Annotated in this window: 20 protein-coding genes; 8 read left to right on the plus strand and 12 right to left on the minus strand. The window is 64.9% G+C overall.

Features of this window, described 5'->3' with window-relative positions:
* Positions 1-69 precede the first annotated feature (69 nt).
* Complete coding sequence (gene modA / locus FNB15_RS06910) at positions 70-843, minus strand: molybdate ABC transporter substrate-binding protein (protein ID WP_144067998.1); 774 nt, start codon at positions 841-843, stop codon at positions 70-72.
* Positions 844-957: 114 nt separating this feature from the next.
* Positions 958-1,332, minus strand: a complete 375-nt coding sequence (locus FNB15_RS06915; protein WP_144067999.1) for a winged helix-turn-helix domain-containing protein — start codon at positions 1,330-1,332, stop codon at positions 958-960.
* Between the two features lie 246 nt (positions 1,333-1,578).
* On the opposite strand from FNB15_RS06915, the gene FNB15_RS06920 reads away from it, so the two are divergent.
* Positions 1,579-2,496, plus strand: a complete 918-nt coding sequence (locus tag FNB15_RS06920; protein ID WP_144068000.1) for a hypothetical protein — start codon at positions 1,579-1,581, stop codon at positions 2,494-2,496.
* 80 nt (positions 2,497-2,576) lie between these two features.
* On the opposite strand, the gene FNB15_RS06925 is transcribed toward FNB15_RS06920, so the two are convergent.
* Positions 2,577-3,482, minus strand: a complete 906-nt coding sequence (locus FNB15_RS06925) for a LysR family transcriptional regulator (RefSeq protein WP_144068001.1) — start codon at positions 3,480-3,482, stop codon at positions 2,577-2,579.
* A gap of 74 nt (positions 3,483-3,556) precedes the next feature.
* Between FNB15_RS06925 and FNB15_RS06930 the strand changes: the two genes are divergently transcribed.
* Both FNB15_RS06930 and FNB15_RS06935 read left to right on the plus strand, forming a co-directional pair.
* A complete protein-coding gene (locus FNB15_RS06930) occupies positions 3,557-3,745 on the plus strand; it encodes a hypothetical protein (RefSeq protein ID WP_144068002.1) in 189 nt (62 codons plus the stop codon).
* Entirely contained in the window at positions 3,742-4,293 is a 552-nt protein-coding gene (locus FNB15_RS06935) for a GNAT family N-acetyltransferase (protein WP_144068003.1), read from the plus strand. Before FNB15_RS06930 ends, FNB15_RS06935 begins: the two co-directional genes overlap by 4 nt.
* A gap of 12 nt (positions 4,294-4,305) precedes the next feature.
* Here FNB15_RS06935 and FNB15_RS06940 read toward each other — a convergent pair whose 3' ends face one another.
* Positions 4,306-4,713 (minus strand): DUF1398 domain-containing protein, encoded by a 408-nt coding sequence (locus FNB15_RS06940; protein WP_144068004.1) that lies wholly within the window; start codon positions 4,711-4,713, stop codon positions 4,306-4,308.
* A 12-nt stretch (positions 4,714-4,725) separates the two neighbouring features.
* Positions 4,726-5,169, minus strand: a complete 444-nt coding sequence (locus FNB15_RS06945; protein ID WP_144068005.1) for a MarR family winged helix-turn-helix transcriptional regulator — start codon at positions 5,167-5,169, stop codon at positions 4,726-4,728.
* Between the two features lie 462 nt (positions 5,170-5,631).
* Between FNB15_RS06945 and scpA the strand changes: the two genes are divergently transcribed.
* The 3 genes from scpA (at position 5,632) to FNB15_RS06960 (ending at position 8,929) form a co-directional block, all read left to right on the plus strand.
* Positions 5,632-7,794, plus strand: coding sequence for a methylmalonyl-CoA mutase (gene scpA / locus FNB15_RS06950; protein WP_144068006.1), 2,163 nt, complete (start codon positions 5,632-5,634; stop codon positions 7,792-7,794).
* A 223-nt stretch (positions 7,795-8,017) separates the two neighbouring features.
* Entirely contained in the window at positions 8,018-8,440 is a 423-nt protein-coding gene (gene rnk / locus FNB15_RS06955; protein ID WP_144068007.1) for a nucleoside diphosphate kinase regulator, read from the plus strand.
* 69 nt (positions 8,441-8,509) lie between these two features.
* Positions 8,510-8,929: an MAPEG family protein gene (locus tag FNB15_RS06960; RefSeq protein WP_144068008.1), complete on the plus strand. Its 420-nt coding sequence runs from the start codon at positions 8,510-8,512 to the stop codon at positions 8,927-8,929.
* Here the strand turns inward: FNB15_RS06960 and FNB15_RS06965 are convergent.
* Complete coding sequence (locus FNB15_RS06965; protein WP_144068009.1) at positions 8,926-9,312, minus strand: response regulator; 387 nt, start codon at positions 9,310-9,312, stop codon at positions 8,926-8,928. The two genes, FNB15_RS06960 and FNB15_RS06965, sit on opposite strands and share 4 nt — an antisense overlap.
* 152 nt (positions 9,313-9,464) lie before the next feature.
* Between FNB15_RS06965 and FNB15_RS06970 the strand changes: the two genes are divergently transcribed.
* A complete protein-coding gene (locus tag FNB15_RS06970; RefSeq protein WP_144068010.1) occupies positions 9,465-11,726 on the plus strand; it encodes a PAS domain S-box protein in 2,262 nt (753 codons plus the stop codon).
* A gap of 4 nt (positions 11,727-11,730) precedes the next feature.
* Here the strand turns inward: FNB15_RS06970 and FNB15_RS06975 are convergent, their stop codons facing one another.
* Positions 11,731-13,458 carry a carbon-nitrogen hydrolase family protein gene (locus FNB15_RS06975; protein WP_144068011.1) on the minus strand — a complete coding sequence of 576 codons (1,728 nt, stop codon included), beginning with the start codon at positions 13,456-13,458 and terminating at the stop codon, positions 11,731-11,733.
* Between the two features lie 376 nt (positions 13,459-13,834).
* On the opposite strand from FNB15_RS06975, the gene FNB15_RS06980 reads away from it, so the two are divergent.
* Positions 13,835-15,295, plus strand: coding sequence for a CYTH and CHAD domain-containing protein (locus FNB15_RS06980; RefSeq protein ID WP_185973749.1), 1,461 nt, complete (start codon positions 13,835-13,837; stop codon positions 15,293-15,295).
* On the opposite strand, the gene FNB15_RS06985 is transcribed toward FNB15_RS06980, so the two are convergent.
* The 5 genes from FNB15_RS06985 to FNB15_RS07005 form a co-directional block, all read right to left on the minus strand.
* The gene (locus FNB15_RS06985) at positions 15,292-16,116 is read right to left on the minus strand and encodes a phosphodiesterase (RefSeq protein ID WP_144068013.1); all 825 of its coding nucleotides are present in this window, start codon (positions 16,114-16,116) and stop codon (positions 15,292-15,294) included. The two genes, FNB15_RS06980 and FNB15_RS06985, sit on opposite strands and share 4 nt — an antisense overlap.
* 59 nt (positions 16,117-16,175) lie before the next feature.
* On the minus strand, positions 16,176-17,219 hold the full coding sequence (locus FNB15_RS06990) for an ABC transporter ATP-binding protein (RefSeq protein ID WP_144068014.1): 1,044 nt from the start codon (positions 17,217-17,219) through the stop codon (positions 16,176-16,178).
* Positions 17,216-18,025 (minus strand): ABC transporter permease, encoded by an 810-nt coding sequence (locus FNB15_RS06995; protein ID WP_144068015.1) that lies wholly within the window; start codon positions 18,023-18,025, stop codon positions 17,216-17,218. The genes FNB15_RS06990 and FNB15_RS06995 overlap by 4 nt, the downstream gene beginning before the upstream one ends.
* A 4-nt stretch (positions 18,026-18,029) precedes the next feature.
* Complete coding sequence (locus tag FNB15_RS07000) at positions 18,030-18,851, minus strand: ABC transporter permease (protein ID WP_144068016.1); 822 nt, start codon at positions 18,849-18,851, stop codon at positions 18,030-18,032.
* Positions 18,852-18,914: 63 nt separating this feature from the next.
* A complete protein-coding gene (locus FNB15_RS07005) occupies positions 18,915-19,925 on the minus strand; it encodes an extracellular solute-binding protein (RefSeq protein WP_144068017.1) in 1,011 nt (336 codons plus the stop codon).
* Positions 19,926-19,927: the final 2 nt, after the last annotated feature.

Genomic DNA, 19,927 nt, shown 5'->3' on the forward strand with positions numbered 1-19,927 from the left:
ACCCGGGCATCTCAGGCAGGACTGCGAAAGATCCTCGGGTCAAGCCCGAGGATGACGACTCTATAGTTATCAATTCACCGCCGCCTGTGCCGGAATCACCGTGAAACCGTTCTTCTCGAACACGGCTTTCGCAGCATGGCTGCGCAGGGCGCCGAGCCAGGCGGCGGCCTGCGGATGCCGGCTCTCCACCAGCTGCGCGGCGGGATAGAGGATCGGCGGATGCGTGCTGGCCGGGAAAGCATCCAGCACGCGGACAGTCTTCTCTGCCGCCGCGTCGGTCGCGTAGACGATCCCGGCCGGCGCCTCGCCGCGCGCCACCAGCAGCAGCGTGGCGCGCACGTTCTCGGCCTGCGCGGTGCGGCCCGACACGCTGGGCCAGACCCGCAGCGCTTCGAGCGCCGCCTTGCCGTATTTGCCGGCCGGCACGGCATTGACGTCAGCCATCGCCAGTCGCCCGTCCCGGCCGAGCAGGCCGGCGAGGTCGAAGCCTGGCGCGATCTTCACACTGGCTTTGGAGTCGGATGGCGCGATCAGCACGATGCGGTTGCCCAGGAGCGTGCCGCGCGTGCCCGGCCGCAGCAGCTTTTTCTGGTCGAGATAATCCATCCAGTCGAGATCGGCCGAGAGGAACAGGTCGGCCGGCGCGCCGGACTCGATCTGCCTGGCCAGCGCCGACGAGGCCGCATAGGAAATCTTCACATTGGCTGGCGGGATCACGCCCTGCGCCGCAGTGATCTCGTCCAGCGCCGTCTTCAGGGAGGCGGCGGCGAAGACCAGCAGGTTCTGTGCCTGGGCGGCAACGGGCATGAAAACGATCAGGACGGCCAGCAGCAGGCGGCGCATGATGACTCTCCGTTATGTCCCCAGGACTATAACGGGCGTTATAGCCGTACGGCAATAGCGAAGCTTTATCTGGATCGTTACCCCGGGCTTGGCCCGGGATGACGACTACGTTGTCTATTTCCGCCGCAGCCTGTGCAGCGCCGCGACCTGCTTTGCGCAGGCTTTCTCGGTGGCCGCCGTCATCGCCTGATACTGCGCCAGCACCTGCCGGCCCAGCGTGGTCAGCTGCGCGCCGCCGCCGGCCTTGCCGCCGGTGGCCGCCTGCACCAGCGGCGCTTTGAAATAGCCGTTCAGCGTTTCCACCAGCTGCCAGGCGCGTTTGTAGCTCATGCCCATGGCGCGACCGGCCGCCGAGATCGAGCCTGTGGCGGCGATGCGCTCCAGCAGCTCGCCCTTGCCGGGGCCGAGAAACACGCCGGGTGCCAGCACCACGCGCAGCCGCGTGGCTGATATGGGCTTGAGAGTCTTTTTCGCTGCAACCTTTGCCATGGCGCGACTACAGCACAGCCGCGATAGCAGGCGCCAGTCGCCGCCGCGCTTCGAGGCAAAAATCGGGCAGGTCACCGCCTGTTCCCAAGGCATTCGCCCCGATGTGACCGCTATGGGGCATTTGCAGCCAAGTTCGGCACCCCTTGTGCGCCAACGGGTTTTTATCTGTGGCAGCGGTTCGCCGCCGCGGGACTGAACCTGCGCGGCAGCTTTTGCTGACGATCCCCTCAGACAGGAGAAATGCAGATGAAACACCTTGTGAAACAGGTGCCGCAGGTCGCACTGGCGGCCGCCCTCATGGTCTCGGTCTCTACATTTGCTTTGGCTGCCGGTGGCGGTAGCGGCGGCGCGGGTGCCGGCGCTGGCGCGGCCGGAGCCGCAGGTGCCGCAGCAGGTGCTGCCGGTGCGGCGGCGGGTGCCGCGGCTGGTGCGGCGGCCGGCGCGGCCGCTGCGGCGGGCGTCGGCGGTGACTCGGGCAGCGCTTCGGCGGGCGGCTCGGGCGGTGCATCCGGTGGCGCTTCCGGTGGCGCTTCCGGCGGCGGTGCCTCGGGCGGCGCGAGCGGCAATGCCTCGGCTGGCGGCAGCGGAAGCACCAATTCCGGTGATCCGAGCGCCCAGAACGGCAGTGTCGGCATTGGCGGCAATACCGGCATCGGCGTGAGCGCCGGGTCGTCGGGTATCGGCGTCAGCACCGGCACCAATGCTGGCGGCAATGCCGCCAGCAGCAACGGCAATGGTGCGGCCGTGGGCGTGAGTAACGGCAACGCGGTCGGCGTCGGACCTTCGGGCATCGGCGTGACCAGCGGCACCGGCGCAGGCGTCGGCGCGACCGGTAACGGCAATGCTGCCGCGGTCGGCGCCAGTAACGGCACCGGCGTGGGCGTCGGCCCGTCGGGCATCGGTGTCAGCAGCGGCACCGGCGCCAATGCCGGCGTGGCCGGCAGCAACGGCGGCACGGCGGGCCTCGGCGCCGCCAGCGGCCTGGGCGCCAATGTCTCGGGCAGCAATGCCGGCGACCCGAGCGGCCATGGCGGCGTCACCGCCGGCGTCGGCACCAATGCCGGCGTGGCCGGGAATGCCACCGCGTCGAACGGCAGCAGCGGCAGCGCCGCGGCCGGTGCGAACGGCTCGGCGGGCGGTACAGTAACGGGTGGTACGCGGTAAAGGCGTCGATCGCCCAAGTCTAGGTGAGGCAGAGTGAGGAGAAGGCGGGCAGCCGCAGAAAGCTGCCCGCCTTTTCTTGTCTATCTCGACCGCCGCTTCAGCCCGCGCAGCGCGGCGATGGTTTCGCGCAGGCCACGGCTCAACGGTTTGTCCCGCCGCAGCACCAGCGCCAGCTGGCGTGTCAGTCGCGGCTTCAGCGCGCGCACCTCCAGGCCGCGGCGTGACTCTGGCGTGGTCAGCGCCATGCCCGGCAGCACCGAACAGCCCAGTCCCGCGCCGACCAGCTGCTTGATCGCCTCCACGCTGTCGAGCTCCATGCCGGCTTTCGGCGTGAAGCCGGCGGCGGCAAACCAGCCATCGATCAGGCTGCGCGTATTGCCGCCTGGCTCGGGGATCACCAGCGGCAGCGCCATCAGCATGGCGGGCGTGACAGGATCGGGCAGCTTCATGGCCTTCGGCGCAATGGCGACGAAATCGTCATCGATCAGCGGCGTCACATCCAGCGCGCGACCCAGTGATTTATTGTTCGGCGGCAGGGTGACGAGGCCGAGATCCAGGCTGTTGTCCTCGATGGCGCGCAGGATCTCCGGCGCATTGCCGGTATTCACCATCAGGTCGAGTTCGGGAAAGCGCCGGCGCAGGTCGCTTAAAATCGGCGGCAGGATATGAATGCAGGCGGTGGCGCCGATGCCGATGCGCACGCGGCCGATCACGCTGCGGCCATGCTGCGCCACATCTTCCAGGGCGGCATTCACCGCCGCATCGATGCCACCGGCATGCTGCAGCAGGGCGCGGCCGGCCGCCGTCGGCGTCGCCTTGCGGCCCACGCGTTCGATCAGCTTCAGGCCGAGTTTGAGTTCGAGCTGGCGCACCTGCAGGCTGACGGCGGGTTGCGTCAGATTGAGCCGCGCGGCGGCAGCCGAAAAGCTGCCGAGCCGCACGACATCGGCGAAGGTCTGCAGGTGGTCGAGATTGAAGCCGCGCATCCCTTAATTTTACTGATGCTTTGCATAAAAAGGCAAAATTTTATTTATGCGAGAAAAAGCCGCATCCTGCCGCCATGACGCCTGTTGTCCTTCCGCGGCTGATCGCCGCGCCCTCGCTCAGCCTCTGGCCGCTGCTGCGCCGGCTCGCCGGCAGCAGCGGCACGGAGATGCCGCCCGACATGGAAGACTGGCAACTGCGCGACCTCGCTCTCACCCGGCCTTATGCAGGTCCATGTCGCTCACTCTCTGTCTGGCTGCCATGAACGCTCTCGCCCCTTCGCCGATGATTCTTTCCGACGCCACCGAAGCCGACATGGCGCAGGTGCAGCGCATCTATGCGCAGCATGTGCTGCACGGCCTGGCCAGTTTTGAGGAGGAGCCGCCGCCGGAGGAGGAGATGCTGGCGCGTAGAGAGAAGGTGCTGGAGCACGGCCTGCCGTATCTCGTGGCCAAAGACGAGAGCGGCCGCGTGCTGGGCTACGCCTATGCCACGCAGTATCGCCCGCGCCGGGCCTATCGTTTCACGGTGGAGGATTCGGTCTATATGGCCGAGGGCGCACAGCGCCGCGGCATCGGGCGCTTGTTACTGCAGGCGGTGGTCGACCGCTGCACAGCAGCGGGCTTCCGCCAGATGATCGCCATCATCGGCGACGGCGAACACAATGCCGGTTCGGTGGCGGTGCATCGTGCCTGTGGTTTCAGGCTGGTCGGCAGCTTCACCGATGTCGGTTTCAAGCACGATGGCTGGCGCGACACCGCGCTGATGCAGCGCGTGCTGGGAGATGGGGCGGCGGAGCCGCCAGTGGAATAAGCATGCGGCGGCTCACCTCGCCCCCGGAAACATCTCGACATGGCTTTCGCCGCTGCGGCCGAAATAGACTGCGCGGCGGCCGCTGATCGACACGATGTAATCCACGCAGCCGGCCGCCATCACGCGGCGGCAGAAGTCGCGATAGGCGATCTTGCCCGCCTGGATGTCGCGCACGGCCGAGTCCACGCCGGCTGCCGAGAAGTCCATCGCCGGTGTGCCGTCGATCACCGCATTGCTCACCACCTGCGAACGGCCATCGGGCATATAATAGGTCTTCTCATGACGCAGCAGGTCGGCGCGATAGCGTTCCACGCCGGCCGCCATCAGCTTGCCCACCACCTGCGGAAAGGTCATGCGTTCCTCGTCGGAGCCGCGCGTGCAGTCCTGCAGCACGGTTTCAAGATCAGTGTCGTTCAGCATCGCTGGGTCCTCTTAATCTATGGGCACGGCGCGCAAACCGTGATGGCGCACCAGGTCTTTCAGCGCGGTTTCCAGCGCGGCGCGTTCGGCCGGCGGCAGATGGCCGAAAAAGGCGGCGTCATTCGCATCGGCCGCTGCGGCCAGCGCCGGCACCAGGTCGCGGCCGGCTGCGGTGAGCGAGAGAACCTGCGCGCGTTTGTCGGTCTCGCTGGCGCGGCGCGCGACCAGCTGCTTGGCGATTAGCCGGTCGGCCAGCCGGGTGACGGCGCCGCGCGTCAGGCCGATCTGCCCGGCCAGCCGGCTCGGCGCGGCATCGTTGTCGAGCAACTGCCGCAGCAGCACCCATTCGGCCACGGTGACGCCGCGCGCCTCCAGCCGGCGGGCGAAAGCCTGCGAGACATGGTTGGAGACGTAGCGCAGCCAGTAACCGAGATGGGTGTCGAGAGCGGAGGTCATGCGGTGCGGCCCGGGGGATGGTTGACTAGGAAAGTACCGCGATATGATTGCCTAGTCAACCAGATCGCGGTTCGATGATTATGTTTCCGTATTGTTCCTGTTTGTGGTAGGCTGCGGAAGCCCTCGCCTGGGCAGGATGGCGCGTGCCTGATCAATCACTTGCAGGGCAAACGAAGGCGCGCGAACACGCACGAACGCTGGCGAACACTGGCGAAGCGCCACGAACACGCACGAACGCTGGCGAACACCAGCGAAGCACCACGAACACGGGCGAACCCGAATGAGCATCGAATGGACTGACTGGGCCCCGGAACCGATAACGCCGGCTATCGCTCAGTTGCGGCGGCAGACGGAGTAAATTTGACACCCGGCCAAAGCCCGGCATACTGCCTGTTGCACCGCAGCATCGCTTACAATGGCTGGCGGGATAAAAGTTAAGATGAGCGGGTGGACGTAGAGAAGATGAGCAGCAGCGACGAGACCGAAGTCCCCTTCCCGGAAGCCTGGGCCAAACTCGCGCAGAAGGAACTGGGCGAGAAGCCGCTGTCGGATCTGGTCTGGCTCACGCCCGAAGGCATCAAGGTCAAGCCGCTTTACACCGCCGCCGATCTCGAAGGCCTCGAAGGCCTGGATACGCTGCCCGGCGTCGATCCGTTCACGCGCGGCGTGCGCGGCACCATGTATGCCAACCGGCCCTGGACCATCCGGCAATATGCCGGCTTCTCGACGGCCGAAGAATCCAATGCCTTCTATCGCAAGAATCTCGCCGCCGGCCAGCAGGGCGTGTCGGTGGCCTTCGATCTCGCCACCCATCGCGGCTATGACAGCGATCATCCGCGTGTGGTCGGCGATGTCGGCAAGGCCGGCGTGGCGATTGATTCCATCGAGGATATGAAAATCCTGTTCGATGGCATCCCGCTCGACAAGATGAGCGTGTCGATGACCATGAACGGCGCGGTGCTGCCGGTGCTGGCCTGCTATATCGTCGCCGGCGAGGAACAGGGCGTGTCGCCTGCCCAGCTTTCAGGAACGATCCAGAACGACATCCTGAAAGAATTCATGGTGCGCAACACCTATATCTATCCGCCCGCGCCCAGCATGCGGATTATTTCGGATATCATCGGCTATACCGCGCAGCATATGCCGAAGTTCAATTCGATCTCGATTTCCGGCTATCACATGCAGGAAGCCGGCGCGACCGCCGTGCAGGAGCTGGCCTTCACGCTGGCCGACGGCAAGGAATATGTCCGCACGGCGATTCAATCCGGCCTCGATGTCGATGCCTTCGCGGGCCGCCTGAGTTTCTTCTTCGCCATTGGCATGAACTTCTTCATGGAGATCGCCAAGCTGCGCGCAGCTAGACTGCTGTGGACGCGCATCATGAAGGAGTTCAAGCCGAAGAAGGCCGGCAGCCTGATGCTGCGCACGCATTGTCAAACGTCTGGCGTCTCGCTCACCGAGCAGGACCCGTATAACAACGTGGTGCGCACCGCCGTCGAGGCGCTCGCCGCCGTGCTCGGCGGCACGCAGTCGCTGCACACCAACGCGCTGGACGAAGCCATCGCGCTGCCGACCGAATTCTCGGCGCGGATCGCCCGCAACACCCAGCTGATCATCCAGGACGAAACGTATGTGACCAAGGTGGTCGATCCGCTGGCCGGCTCGTATTACGTCGAGGCGCTGACCCATGCGCTGGCGAGCCATGCCTGGGCGCTGATCGAGGAAGTCGAAAGCATGGGCGGCATGACCAAGGCGGTCGAGTCCGGCATGCCCAAGCTCAAGATCGAGGAGGCCGCCGCGCGGCGTCAGGCCCGCGTCGATCGCGGCGAGGATGTCATCGTCGGCGTCAACAAATATCGCGCCGGCAGCCAGGATGTGCCGGAAACGCTGGAAGTCGACAACACCAAGGTGCGCGACAACCAGGTGGCGCGGCTGCGCACCATCCGCAACACGCGTGACAAGCTCGCCGCGGAGCGCGCCATCAAAGAACTGGAGACTGGCGCCGCCGGCACTGCCAACCTGCTCGAACTCTGCGTCAATGCGGCGCGGGCGCGTGTCACGGTCGGCGAGATGTCGGATGCGATGGAGCGCGTGTTCACGCGGCACCAGGCCACCGTGCGCTCGATCGCCGGCGTCTATGGCGCGGCCTATGCGAATGACGAGGGTTTCATGAAAATCCAGAAGGACATCGAAGCCTTCGCCGCCGAGGAAGGCCGTCGCCCGCGCATGCTGGTGGTCAAGCTCGGCCAGGACGGCCATGACCGCGGCGCCAAGGTGATCGCCACGGCTTTCGCGGATCTGGGCTTCGACGTCGATGTCGGGCCGCTGTTCCAGACGCCCGAGGAAGCCGCGAAAGACGCCATCGAAAACGACGTGCATGTCGTCGGCATTTCCAGCCAGGCGGCCGGCCACAAGACGCTGGTGCCGCAATTGATCGAAGCCCTGCGCAAGCAGGGCGCGGGCGACATTCTGGTCATCACCGGCGGCGTGATCCCGCCGCAGGATTACGATTTCCTGCGCAAGGCCGGCGTCGCCGGCATCTACGGCCCCGGCACCAATATTCCGGCGGCGGCGGCCGAGATCGTCAAGCTGATCCGCCAGCAGCATTCAAAAGCGGCCGAGTAGTTGAAAGCCGCGGCACCGCGGCCCATATTGATCGCATCATGACCCCGTCGCGCGCCCGCACTCTCGCTCTGCATTTCCGCGCCAGCCGCCTGCACGCAGGCCGCTAGGCCCCGGCCGCGCGCGCAGTTTTCGCTGCGCCTCGCCCGCCGGGGCAGACGTCCAGAAAAACCACTCTTCCTTTCCACGCGCGCGATGAATCGCAGCGCGAACACGGAGTCCTGTCATGAGCTTTCTCGATCCGCGTCCCGCCATCATTCTCACCAGCTCCGATGCCGACCGGCTGTCGGCTCTGGCCGAGGCCGCCCGCAGCAGCCAGCCCGCCGTCGCCGATATGCTGGAGGCCGAGGTCGCACGGGCAGATATTGTCGCGCCCGGCGATGTGCCGCCCGATACGGTGACGATGAACAGCCACGTCACCTTCGGCTACGACCATGCCAGGCGCAGTCACTGGCTCACGCTGGTCTATCCGGGTGAGGCCGATCTCGATCTGGCGAAAATCTCGGTGACAACGCCGGTGGGTGCCGCGCTGATCGGCCTGCGCGAGGGCCAGTCGATTGGCTGGAGCACTGCCTCGGGCGCGGTGCGACGCATCACGCTGCACAAGGTGGCCTACCAGCCCGAACGCGCCGGGCGTTACGACCGGTAGGAACTTCGCGACGCTGGGCAGGTTGTGTCTCGACCGTTAAGCTTGCACGGTTCAGAACCGGAGGATTCGATGTTGCCGCCTTTTGCCGTCACGCCGCTCTATGCTGCGCTCTGTGGCCTGCTGTTGCTGGTGCTCGGCCTCGTCGTGGTGCGGCTGCGGCGCAAACATGCCGTGCTGACCGGCGATGGCGGCAATGCCGATCTGGCGCGGGCCATGCGCGTGCAGGCCAACTTCGTCGAATATGTGCCGCTCACGCTGCTGCTGCTGTTCATGCTGGAGATGTCGCGCCAGCCGGTCTGGGCACTGCATCTGCTCGGCGCCGCGCTGTTCATCGGCCGGCTGCTGCATGCCTGGGGCTATCTGCTGACGCCGCGGCTGTCGTTCGGCCGCGCGCTCGGCATCGGCCTGACCTGGATTGTGCTGGGTGTGACGTCGATCTGGCTGCTGCTCGTGGTGCTGCAGCGCTATGCGGCGATGCCGCCCGCCTAAGCCTGCTTCTTCAGGTTGGCCTGCAGGGCTTCGTCCACGGCCTTGATCAGCGCGTCGCGCCGCACCGGCTTCTGCAAGACCTGATCGGCGCCGAGACGTTCGGCCATGCCGAGCAATTCGGTCGCCTTGATCCATCCGCCGCCGGAAATCGCGATCACCGGCAGGCCGGGCCAGCGCCGCTTGGTTTCGCGCAGCACCTCAACGCCGTCGCGCCGCGGCATCAGGATATCGGTCAGCACCATGTCGAGGTCGCCGCGCTCCAGCGCCGCCAGGCCCTCCTCGCCGTTACTGGCCAGCACGGTGTGATGCCCGGTCGCCTCCAGATGGGCCCGGAGGATTTCACGGAATTCCGGGTTGTCGTCGATGACGAGGATACGGGCCATGTAAATCTTTCCGCGGCGAAACTGACAGCGAGGCGAAACTTAATATTGCATACGCGCCCCGGCAGCCCCATTCTAGCCGGGAATATCCGGTATGCAGCATATATTTGAAATAGCAATTCTAATCAGTTTACGGCGCGTTCAGGTAACAGAACATGAACGACGATCTTCTGCAGGCGGTTGTAGATACCGCGATCGACGGCCTGATCCTGATCGAGGCGGACGGGCGGATCGCCCTCTATAACACCGCCTGCGAGCGGTTGTTCGGCTACAGCCGCGAGGAAGTTCTGGGCTGCAATGTCTCGATGCTGATGCCCGAACCCGACCGTTCGGCGCATGACGGCTATATCGGGCGATATCGCTCAACCGGCGAGAAACGCATCATCGGCATCGGCCGCGAGGTGATGGGCCGGCGCAAGGACGGCACGGTCTTTCCCTTCGAGCTGGCGGTCGGTGAATACAGTCGCGACGGCCGCGTGATGTTCGTGGGTGTGATCCATGATCTCAGCAAATACCGCCGCAGCGAAGGGCGGCTGGGCAAGATGGTGGAAACCGCCATCGACGGCATGATCCTGATCGATGCCCGCGGGATCGTGAAACTGTTCAATCCCGCCTGCGAGAAACTGTTCGGCTACGGGCCCGACGAAGTGCTCGGCCGCAATGTCTCGATGCTGATGCCCGAACCCGACCGCTCGGCGCATGACGGCTATCTGCATCATCACCTCAGCACCGGCGAGAAACGCATCATTGGCATCGGCCGCGAGGTGATGGGCCGCCGCAAGGATGGCACAGTATTTCCGTTCTCGCTGGCGGTGGGCAGCTTCGAGGAAGATGGGGCGCCGATCTTCGTCGGCGTCATCCACGACCTGACGCAATACCGGCTGAGCCAGCAGCGCCGGCAGGAAAGCGAGGCGCGCTTCCGTCTGCTGGTGGATTCCATCACCGATTACGCCATCTTCCTGATGGATCCCGACGGCATCGTGCTGACCTGGAATACCGGGGCGCAGAACCTGACCGGCTACATGCCTGACGAAGCGATCGGCAAGCGGCGCGACCAGTTTTATGTTGCTGCAGCGCGCGAGGGCCATCAGCCCGGTGATGCGCTGCGCATCGCCGCCGAGAAGGGCCGCTACGTCAACGAGGAATTGCGTTTGCGCAAGGATGGCTCGCAATTCTGGGCCAGCGTGGTGATCAGCGCACTGCGCGATAGCGATGGCGATCTGCACGGCTTTGTCAATATCACGCGCGACATGACCGAGCGGCGGCAGGCCGACGAATTGCGCGACCAACTGCGCCAAGCGCAGAAAATGGAGGCGCTCGGCCAGCTGACCGGCGGCATCGCGCATGACTTCAACAACCTGCTGGCGGTGATCGTCGGCAATCTCGAACTGCTGGGCGACCGCGTCATTGATGACGACGGCAAAAGGATGATTGATCAGGCGCTGCGCAATGCCGAACGCGGCGCCGAGCTGACGCGCCGTCTGCTGGCCTTTGGGCGCCAGCAGCAGCTGCAACCCACCCGGTTCGACATCAATGACCTGATCAACAGCATGCTCGATATGCTGCGGCGGACGCTGGGTTCTGGCGTGTCGATCCAGCCGGCGCTGGAACTCGATGTCTATATGGTCGAGGCCGATCCGAACCAGCTCGAGAATGCCATCCTCAACATCGCGCTGAATGCCCGCGATGCCATGAACGGCAACGGCACGCTGGCGATCCGCACCACGGTGGCGCATCTGTCTGAGCCGCGCGCGATGTCCAACCGGATCTTGCCTGTCGGCACTTATGTGATGGTCAGCATCCGCGATACCGGCTGCGGCATGCCATCCGACGTCGTCGCCCGCGTCTTCGAACCCTTCTTCACCACCAAGGAAGTCGGCAAGGGCAGCGGGCTGGGCCTGAGCATGGTCTACGGCTTTATCACCCAGTCGAACGGTTTCATCGAAATCGACACCATGCCCGGTGCCGGCACCGAATTCCGGCTGTATCTGCCGGCGCTGGAAGGCGACCGGCTGGCCGCCCGCAAGCCCGAGCACGATCCAAACCGGCGACTGGTGCTCTGTGTCGACGACAATCAGGATGTACGCGCCACCATGACGGCGCTGCTGGGCAGCCTGGGCTTTGCCGTGCTGCCGGCAGCCACGCCCGCCGATGCGTTGCAGGAACTGCGCCGCGGCCTGCCGATCGATCTGCTGCTGACCGACATCCAGATGCCGGGCGGCATGAATGGCATCGAATTGGCGGACGAGGTGCTGGCGAAGAAGCCCGGTCTGCCGGTGCTGTTCATGTCAGGCTCCGCCGGCAATGACGATTTGCGGCATACGCGTTACTTTGGCGTGTCGGAGGTTCTGGCCAAGCCGGTGCGCAAGGCCGATCTGGCCGAAGCGGTCAAGCGCATGCTGGGAGAGACGTCGTAAAGTCTCAGTCCGCCGCGTCACGCAGCTGGGTGTCGCGCGGATGCGAGTCACGCGCTGGCGGCGCGCCGTCTTTCCAGGTCACGTTGTAGAGATCGAAGCGGCGATCTTTCAGGTTCTGCACTGTTCCGTGCTGGCGTGCGGCGGCCAGGCTGTCAAGCTGCACATCTGCAATAGCGACCATTTCCACATTCGGTGTGGTGTCGGCGGCGATGCCGTCGCGCGCGAAGGCGAAATCGCAGGGCGTCAGCACACAGCTCTGGGCATACTGGATGTCCATATTGTCCACGCTGGGCAGGTTACCGACATTGCCGGCCATCACCACATAGCACTGGTTTTCTATGGCACGGGCCTGGGCGCAGTAGCGCACGCGCTGATAGCTCTGGCGCTCGTCAGTGCAGAAGGGCACGAACAGGATCTGCGCGCCCTGGTCGACGAGATGTCGCGCCAGTTCGGGGAATTCGGCGTCGTAGCAGATCATCACGCCGATCGGGCCGAAATCGGTCTCGATCACATTCGAGCTGTTGCCGCCGGTGATGTTCCACCAGTAGCGTTCGTTCGGCGTCGGGTGGATCTTGCGCTGTTCATGCACCGCGCCGTTGCGCAGGCAGACATAGCAGATGTTGTAGACATGGCCGTCGACCGGATCGCGCGTCGGATGCGAGCCGCCGATGATATTGATGTTGTAGCTGACTGCCAGTTCGCTCAGCAGTGTCTTGATCCGGTCGGTGTAGCGCGTCAGTGCCGCGATGGCTTCCGCTGCCGGCACATTGCGATTCTCGATCGACAGCAGCTGCAGGGTGAAGAGTTCGGGGAACAGCGCGAAGTCGGCCTTGTAGTCGGCGACCACGTCGACGAAATACTCGACCTGCTTGGCGAATTCCTCAAACGACCGCACGGGCCGCTGCTGGTATTGCACGGCGGCGACGCGGGCGGTGCGTGCGCGCGGCAGCGGTGCGGAGATATGCACATCGCCCTCGGCACCATAGGCGGGATTGCGCCACACCATATGCGTGGCATGGCCGCGCGATTCATGGTCGGTGTCGAGATAGCCGCGCAGCACGCCGATCGGCTCGAAGGCATTGCGGAGCTGGAAGTTGATCACCGGATCGCGCAGGTTGCCGGCGCGCACGCGGTCCAGATACTTCTCCGCCGAACGCAGCTGCGACCAGCGTCGGCTCAGGCCCGGCATGCGGCCGCCGAAGACAATGCCTTTCAGATGCAGCCGTTCGCAGAGCTGCTTGCGCGCGTTGTACAGCCGCTGGCCCAGGCGCAGGCCGCGATAATCGGGATCGACGCAGACTTCCATGCCGTAGAGCCAGTCGCCCTGGCTGTCATGCCGTGCCGCGTAGCCGCGTCCGGTGATGCCTTCCCAGTCATGCGGCTTCAGCGCCAGCTTCTCGGTGATGCGGAAGGTCGCGCAGTAGCCGACGATGGTGTTGTCGTAGATGGCAACAAACTGCCCCTGCGGGAAATGATGCTGGTGGCCGCGCAACTGCGCCACTGTATAGGCACCGTCCGTGCTGTGCCCGGCATAGACTTTCGTGGTCAGGGCATGGATGCCGGGGATGTCCTGCGGCGTGGCATTGCGCAGCAGCAGCCTGGGTTTGGCTGCGCCGGTAGGTACGGTTTCGACGGTCCCGGATTTGGCACGGCGCGGGGCACGCTGCTGCAGGGCGCGGCTGGCGCCCACGGCGGAGCCCGGCTTGGCGGGGGTTTTTTTCGGCGTGGTCATGATGAAATCTCGCTGCGGGGACTGATCGGAAAATCTCCCCTAACAACGGCGCAACGCGGCTTAAGGTGCCGAAATGAACGCGCAGAATGACCGCAAAAACCGGCGGCTGTGTGATGGAATGCTGCTGTGAGGAGAAAAGAAAAAGGGCCGCCCGGACGATGCCGGGGGGATGGCAGGGGGTGCCGGACGGCCCTGTTCAGACTGCCTTGGCAGCCTGCAATGAAGCGATTTGAGCCGATGAAAGCGGCAGAAATGGGGCGGCCGGCGGGTTTGTCGGCGCCCAGGTAACGCTCCCGGCCGTTTCGCAGAACTGTAACAATCGTAAACGGCTGTATTGTTTGACTATTTTCCAATGGCTCCGATAGAGTCCGCCGCCATGAACGAACCGCCCGCGCTGCTGCGTTTCGGCCTTGCCCCGGGCGGGCTGTCGGCTTTGCGTCGGCATGACCTGCTCAGCGCGAAGCGCGGTCGCATCCTGAAATCCACTCTGGCCCTGCTCGATACGACGGATCGCCGCTTTGCGGCCGCCGGCTGGCTCTGCCTCGCGCTCGATGACACCGAAGGCAAGCGCATTGTCACGCTTCCGGTCAGCGGCCTGCCGCTCGCGCCGGCACCGGCGCTGGACGAGGTCGGCGATCTGGAAAAGCTGGCCGAAGGCACGCAGAGCGGTCACATCTACAGCCTGCGCCAGGATGGCCATGCGATCATGCTGCAGGGCTACAAGGTGCAGCTCAAAAGCGGCAAACGCAGTGCGGTTTATGAGGCGCTGACCCTGCAGGCGCCTGCCGAAGCCGGTGCCGCTGTCGATGCGATGGCAGGCGATCTGGTGCGCGAGTTGCCGCTGCGCTGGACCGGTGCCGCGCCGCTGATCCAGGCTGCAGCCGCGCTTGATCTGGTCGAGCCGCAGTCGCTGCGCGCCGCCGGCCTCGATTTCGATCCGCCCGATGATGCCAGTGCCGCCGTTGTGCTGGCGGCTATCGGTCGACACTGTCTGGCGCAGTTCGATGCCAACCTGCTGCCGGTGCTGCGCGACCGCAATGCGGAAGGCGTGCATCAGATGCGCGTCGCACTGCGCCGCCTGCGCTCGGCCATCGGCGTATTTTCGGCGATGCTGGATGACAGCGCCCTCAATCCGCTGCTGGACGATCTGCGCTGGCTCGGCGCGCCGCTGGGGCGCAAGCGCGATCTCGATGTCTTCCTCACCGAAACGCTGACGCCGCTGCGCAGCCTGCCCGACGCGCCGAAACGCCTGCAGCATCTCGCCACCATCCTGGAAGACCGCCGCGTCTCGGCGCAGGAGGCGCTCGACGCCGCCCTGAATGCGCCGCGGCTCGCGGCGATGCGGCTCGGCCTCAACCGCTTCCTGTCCGCGGTCGAGGCCGGCGATGCGGCCGTGCTGTCCGACACCGCGCTGGCCTCTGCGCCGGCGGCGGATTTCGCCAGCGATATCCTGCACCGGCGGCGCCGGAAGGTGAAGGCGCTCGGCAGCCGCCATGCCGAACTCGATGTGCCGGAACTGCACGACCTGCGCATCCGCGCCAAGAAGCTGCGCTATGCCGCTGAATTCTTCCGGCCACTGTTCAAACATCGCAAAGGCTCGCGGCGCTTTATCGCTGCACTGGCGCATCTGCAGGATTGTCTCGGCATGCTCAACGATGCCGATGTGGGTACGCGCCTGGTGCGCGACCTGCTGCCATCGCCGGACCAGGACCCGGCCGCTGCCGCAATCGCGGCCTGGTTCTCCGGCCGGCAACAGGTACAGCTCGCGCAGCTTGGCGAGGCCTGGGACAGTTTCGCGGCGCTGCGGCCGTTCTGGAAAGACCGCCGGTCCAGCTAGTCGATCAGCTTGCCATCCGGCCCGTGGAAGGGATGCGGCCCGTCGTGGTCGCCGATCGCCACCGTATGCGTGATCAGCCTGCCATCGTTCCACCAGTGCAGCATGTAGCCCGGCGGTTCCATGGTGAAGCGGCTCGGCGCATCCGGATCGATATCCAGCGCCACCTGATGCGCCGGGCTCGGGCAGGTCAGCGCAGTGCGGCCGCCGACATCGGCGCGGATCACGCGATGCAGATGTCCGCACAGGATCAGCCTGATCTGCGGGTGCTGCGCGACAATACGCTCGAACTCGGTCGCGCCCTTCAGGCCGATCTTGTCCATATGGCCGATGCCGGTGATGAAGGGCGGATGATGCATCATCACCAGCGTCGGCTGGTCGGGCCGCTGCCTCAGTGCGTCCTCCAGCCAGCTTAAACGCTCGGCGCAGAGTTCGCCGCCGCCCTGGCCAGGAATCAGCGTGTCGAGGCCAATGAGGCGCAGCGGATAGTCATCATTCACCGCGAATTGCAGGAAGCTGCCGCGTTCCTTCGGCAGATAGCCGCCGGTGGCGAAGGCATCGCGCATCGCGTCGCGTTCATCATGGTTGCCGGGGATGGCTATGATGCGCTGCTTGAGCGGCGCCAGAATCGATTTGAGGTGATCGTATTCTTCCGGCCGGCCGAGATCGACCAGGTCACCGGTCAGCAGGATCAGGTCGGGCTGCTGCTTCAGCGTCTGCAGGTGCTGCACGCAGACTTCCAGCATCGCGGCGGTATCGACCTTGCGGTAGGCCAGCTTCCCCGGCAGCTTGATATGGGTGTCGGTGATCTGGGCGATCAGCATGGGGGCTTCCTCGTTCCTTCATCCGTCATTCCCGCTTTCGCGGGGACGACGACTATATCCTACAGAATCACTATACCGCGCGGGTCGATGGCCAGTCCTATCTGTTCGCCGCGGGAAAAGTCGCGGCGCGCCGTGCTTTCCACCACCAGCGGCAGCTTCTCGCCGACTTCGACGAACAGTCGCGTGCGGTCGCCGAGGAAGAAGGCCGAGGCAATCGTGCCCTGCAGGCGACTGGCTTCGCCGGTGTCCGTCACGCGGATGTCTTCCGGGCGGAACAGGATTTCGCTGGCATCGGCCGGAGCATCGGGCCAGGGCAGATCGCCGGCGCGGCAGGTGAACACGCCGTTGCGCACGGCGCCGTTCAGGCGGTTCATGGTGCCGATGAAGTCGGCGACAAACCGCGTGGCGGGTTTTTGATAGATGTCGCGCGGCGCGCCGATCTGGGCGACGCGGCCATGCTCCATGACGACAATGCGGTCGCCCAGCGCCATGGCTTCGGCCTGGTCATGGGTGACGTAAATCGCGGTGATCTGCAGCGACCGCAGCAGCGTGTCGATTTCCAGCCGCAAGGTATCGCGCAGCTTGGCGTCCAGCGCAGTGAGAGGTTCATCCAGCAGCAGCGCGCGCGGACGCACGGCGATGGCGCGCGCCAGCGCCACACGCTGGCGCTGGCCGCCCGACAGTTGGTCGATACGGCGGTTGGCCAGCTTCTCGATCTGCATCATGCCCAGCATCTCACCGACGCGGGTGCGTACCTGGGCGCTGGGCATTTTGCGAATCTTCAGGCCGTAGCCGATATTCTCGGCCACGGTCATGTTGGGGAACAGCGCGTAGGACTGGAACACCATGCCGACGTTCCGTTGCTCGATCGGAATCTGCGTCACGTCCTGGCCGTCGAACAGCACGCTTCCGCCGGCATCGGGTTCTTCCAGACCGGCGATGATGCGGAGCGTGGTGGTCTTGCCGCAGCCCGACGGGCCGAGGAAGACCACGGTCTCGCCGGCATTGATCGACAGATCGAGCGGCTCCAGCGCCTTGGTGCCGTCGGCAAAGGTCTTCGCGCAGTTCTTTAGCGCGATCGACATGGGATTGATGTCACTCATTGGGCATTGTCCTCGGCAACAAACTTTTTGAGACGCGGCTGGGCAAAAGCCTGCAGGGCCAGCAGCAGCGGCATGATCATCAGGAAGAAGACCAGCGTATAGGCGCTGCCGATTTCCAGGCGGAGCGACGCGTAAGCGTCGGCCAGGCCCACGGGCAGCGTCTTGGTGAAGGGCGTGTGCAGCAGCCAGGTCATGTTGAATTCGCCCATTGACAGCGTCACCACCATCAGTGAGCCGGCAAGAATGCCCGCGCGGCAATTGGGCAGCACGATGTCGCGGAAGCGCCGCCACCAGCTCGCACCCAGCGAGGCCGCGCCCTCTTCCAAAGTATTGAGGTCGATGGCCATCAGCACGGCCAGCACGCTGCGCACCATGAAGGGCAGGGTGAACAGCACATGGCCGACCAGGATGAAGCCCCAGCTGGTGCGGAAGCCCGACAGGCTGCCATAGGTGACGATCAGCGCCAGCGCAGTCGCCAATCCAGGCACAGCCACCGGCATTACCAGCAGTTCCTCAATGGCACGGCTGAGCGCGCTCTGGCGTCGCGCCAGCACATAGGCTGTCGGAATGCCGATCAGGAGCGTGACGACCAGGCAGGCCAGCGAGATGCCGATAGAGAGGAAGATGGTGTTGCGGTAGCCGTTCCAGACTTCCATCACCCAGCGCAAGGTCAGCCCGCTTTCGATGCCGACCAGATAGTTCACGGTCAGGCCGGCCATGATCGACAGGATCACCGGCACGATCAGGAAGGCGCAAACCAAGAGCGTGAACGCGAGCTGCAGGTTGAAAAGCCATTTGGTGCGCATGGCGCTAACCCGCCGCCGCAACGGTGCCGCCGGCGGCCGTGCGCGCCAGCGCCAGCACGATCCAGGTGACTGCGCCGAGCACGAAACTGAGCGCGGCGGCCATGGCGATATTCGCCGACAGCGTGAATTCGGTATAGATCACCATCGGCAGCACATTGATCCTGGCGGCCAGCGTGAAGGCCGTGCCGAAAGCGCCGACGGCGGTGGCGAAGCAGATCGCGCCGGCCGAGATGAAGGCGGGCTTGAGCCCGGGAATGATGACATCGAGCACGACGCGCAACGGCGAAGCGCCGAGCGAACGCGCGGCCTCTTCCAGCTTGGGGTCGAGCTTTTCGGCGGCGGCCATCACGGTGAGTATGGTGCGCGGGATCGAGAAATAGACATAGCCCATGAACAGGCCGGCGAGCGAATACGCGAATACGATCCTGTCGCCGGTCAGCGCTTCGCTGACGGTGCCGATCAGTCCCTGGCGGCCGGCCAGCATGATCACCATGAAGCCGATGACGACGCCGGGAAAGGCCAGCGGAAAGGTCAGCATGGCGACCAGCGCGGCATTGCCGGGAAATTTGTGGCGCTGCAGGAACACGCCGCTGATGCCGCTGATCGCCAGCGTCACGATGGTGGTCAGCACGGCGACGGCCAGCGTGGCGAGCAGGCTGTTGAAGTAATTCGCATTGGTGATGATGGCGGCATAAGCCGCCCAGCCGTGCTCTTTTCCGCTGCCGCCGATCAGGAAGAGTTCGGCCATCGGAATAAGGAAAAAGGCCGAGAAGAAAATTCCGGCCGGCAGCAGCAGCAGTATCAGGCGTCGCGTTTCGCGTTGCATTTTTTTACGTTGTTTCCTCCGCGAAGAAAGAAGCGGGGCAGCCGAGAGGCTGCCCCGCGGGACTCAGTTCACTTCCTTGTTGTAGCGATCGACAATCACCTTCTGCGCGGTCGCCAGCTTCTTCAGGTCGATTGGCTTGGCGCGGGCATAGTCGGCATCGGGCAGGAACTTCGCCTTGGCGTCGGCCGACAGATGCTGCGCGAAGACCGGGCGCAGATAGGCATTGCCCCACATGGCCTGGCTTTCATCCGACAGCACGAAGTCGAGCACCTTCTTGCCGTTCTCGGCATTCGGTCCCTTGTTGGTCAGGCCCATCACATAGGGGAAGACCACGCTGCCTTCCTTCGGGATGACGAACTCCACCGGCGACTTGTCGGTATACTTTCCGCGATAGGCGTTGAAATCGTAGTCGAGCAGGATCGGGATTTCACCCGAGATCACGCGGGCGTAAGACGTCTGCTTCGGCACGATCGGCTGGTTCTTCTGCAGATCCTTGAAATACTTGATGCCGGCATCAAGGTTCTCGTAGGTACCGCCGAGCGCTAGGTTCACCGCCATCACGCCGAGCTGGCCGACAGCCGCGGAGGTCGGATCGAGGTAGCCGACCAGGCCCTTGTATTCGGGCTTGAGCAGGTCGGCCCAGCTCTGCGGCACCGGCTTGTTGCCCAGCGCCTGCTTGTTGACGAACAGGCCGAGCGTGCCGGAGTGGATGGTGAACCAGTTGCCGTCCGGGTCCTTCAGGTCGGCCGGGATCTTGTCCCAGTTCTTCGGCTTGTAGGGCGACAGCACGCCGGCATCCTTGGCCGGATCGGCAGCGATGCCACCCAGATACGTGACGTCGGCGACCGGGTTGGCCTTTTCGGCGATCAGGGCGGCAATGGCCTGGCCGGAATTCTTGTTGTCCGGCGGCACGGTGATGCCGAGCTTGGACTGGATCATCTTGAGCTGCGAGCCCCAGTCGGCCCATTCCGGCGGGCAGTTGTAGCAGATGGCGCGCTGCTGCGCGTTGGCGTCATGGATGCCGCCGAGCGCGGCGATGCCGAGCGCGGTGGCGAGAAGGATGCGTTTGAACATAA

Origin of the sequence: Ferrovibrio terrae (assembly GCF_007197755.1) — a bacterium.
GTDB classification, from domain to species: Bacteria; Pseudomonadota; Alphaproteobacteria; order Ferrovibrionales; family Ferrovibrionaceae; genus Ferrovibrio; species Ferrovibrio terrae.

What these genes read in the sequence shown, in the direction of transcription:
- FNB15_RS06945 (WP_144068005.1), bottom strand. Translation starts at nt 5,169, where the DNA reads ATGACCTCCGCTCTCGACACCCATCTCGGTTACTGGCTGCGCTACGTC.
- FNB15_RS06920 (WP_144068000.1), top strand. Translation starts at nt 1,579, where the DNA reads ATGAAACACCTTGTGAAACAGGTGCCGCAGGTCGCACTGGCGGCCGCC.
- FNB15_RS06995 (WP_144068015.1), bottom strand. Translation starts at nt 18,025, where the DNA reads ATGCGCACCAAATGGCTTTTCAACCTGCAGCTCGCGTTCACGCTCTTG.
- FNB15_RS06965 (WP_144068009.1), bottom strand. Translation starts at nt 9,312, where the DNA reads ATGGCCCGTATCCTCGTCATCGACGACAACCCGGAATTCCGTGAAATC.
- FNB15_RS06990 (WP_144068014.1), bottom strand. Translation starts at nt 17,219, where the DNA reads ATGAGTGACATCAATCCCATGTCGATCGCGCTAAAGAACTGCGCGAAG.
- FNB15_RS07000 (WP_144068016.1), bottom strand. Translation starts at nt 18,851, where the DNA reads ATGCAACGCGAAACGCGACGCCTGATACTGCTGCTGCTGCCGGCCGGA.
- scpA (WP_144068006.1), top strand. Translation starts at nt 5,632, where the DNA reads ATGAGCAGCAGCGACGAGACCGAAGTCCCCTTCCCGGAAGCCTGGGCC.
- FNB15_RS06930 (WP_144068002.1), top strand. Translation starts at nt 3,557, where the DNA reads ATGACGCCTGTTGTCCTTCCGCGGCTGATCGCCGCGCCCTCGCTCAGC.
- FNB15_RS06925 (WP_144068001.1), bottom strand. Translation starts at nt 3,482, where the DNA reads ATGCGCGGCTTCAATCTCGACCACCTGCAGACCTTCGCCGATGTCGTG.
- modA (WP_144067998.1), bottom strand. Translation starts at nt 843, where the DNA reads ATGCGCCGCCTGCTGCTGGCCGTCCTGATCGTTTTCATGCCCGTTGCC.
- FNB15_RS06915 (WP_144067999.1), bottom strand. Translation starts at nt 1,332, where the DNA reads ATGGCAAAGGTTGCAGCGAAAAAGACTCTCAAGCCCATATCAGCCACG.
- FNB15_RS06940 (WP_144068004.1), bottom strand. Translation starts at nt 4,713, where the DNA reads ATGCTGAACGACACTGATCTTGAAACCGTGCTGCAGGACTGCACGCGC.
- rnk (WP_144068007.1), top strand. Translation starts at nt 8,018, where the DNA reads ATGAGCTTTCTCGATCCGCGTCCCGCCATCATTCTCACCAGCTCCGAT.
- FNB15_RS06960 (WP_144068008.1), top strand. Translation starts at nt 8,510, where the DNA reads ATGTTGCCGCCTTTTGCCGTCACGCCGCTCTATGCTGCGCTCTGTGGC.
- FNB15_RS06985 (WP_144068013.1), bottom strand. Translation starts at nt 16,116, where the DNA reads ATGCTGATCGCCCAGATCACCGACACCCATATCAAGCTGCCGGGGAAG.
- FNB15_RS06935 (WP_144068003.1), top strand. Translation starts at nt 3,742, where the DNA reads ATGAACGCTCTCGCCCCTTCGCCGATGATTCTTTCCGACGCCACCGAA.
- FNB15_RS07005 (WP_144068017.1), bottom strand. Translation starts at nt 19,925, where the DNA reads ATGTTCAAACGCATCCTTCTCGCCACCGCGCTCGGCATCGCCGCGCTC.
- FNB15_RS06975 (WP_144068011.1), bottom strand. Translation starts at nt 13,458, where the DNA reads ATGACCACGCCGAAAAAAACCCCCGCCAAGCCGGGCTCCGCCGTGGGC.
- FNB15_RS06980 (WP_185973749.1), top strand. Translation starts at nt 13,835, where the DNA reads ATGAACGAACCGCCCGCGCTGCTGCGTTTCGGCCTTGCCCCGGGCGGG.
- FNB15_RS06970 (WP_144068010.1), top strand. Translation starts at nt 9,465, where the DNA reads ATGAACGACGATCTTCTGCAGGCGGTTGTAGATACCGCGATCGACGGC.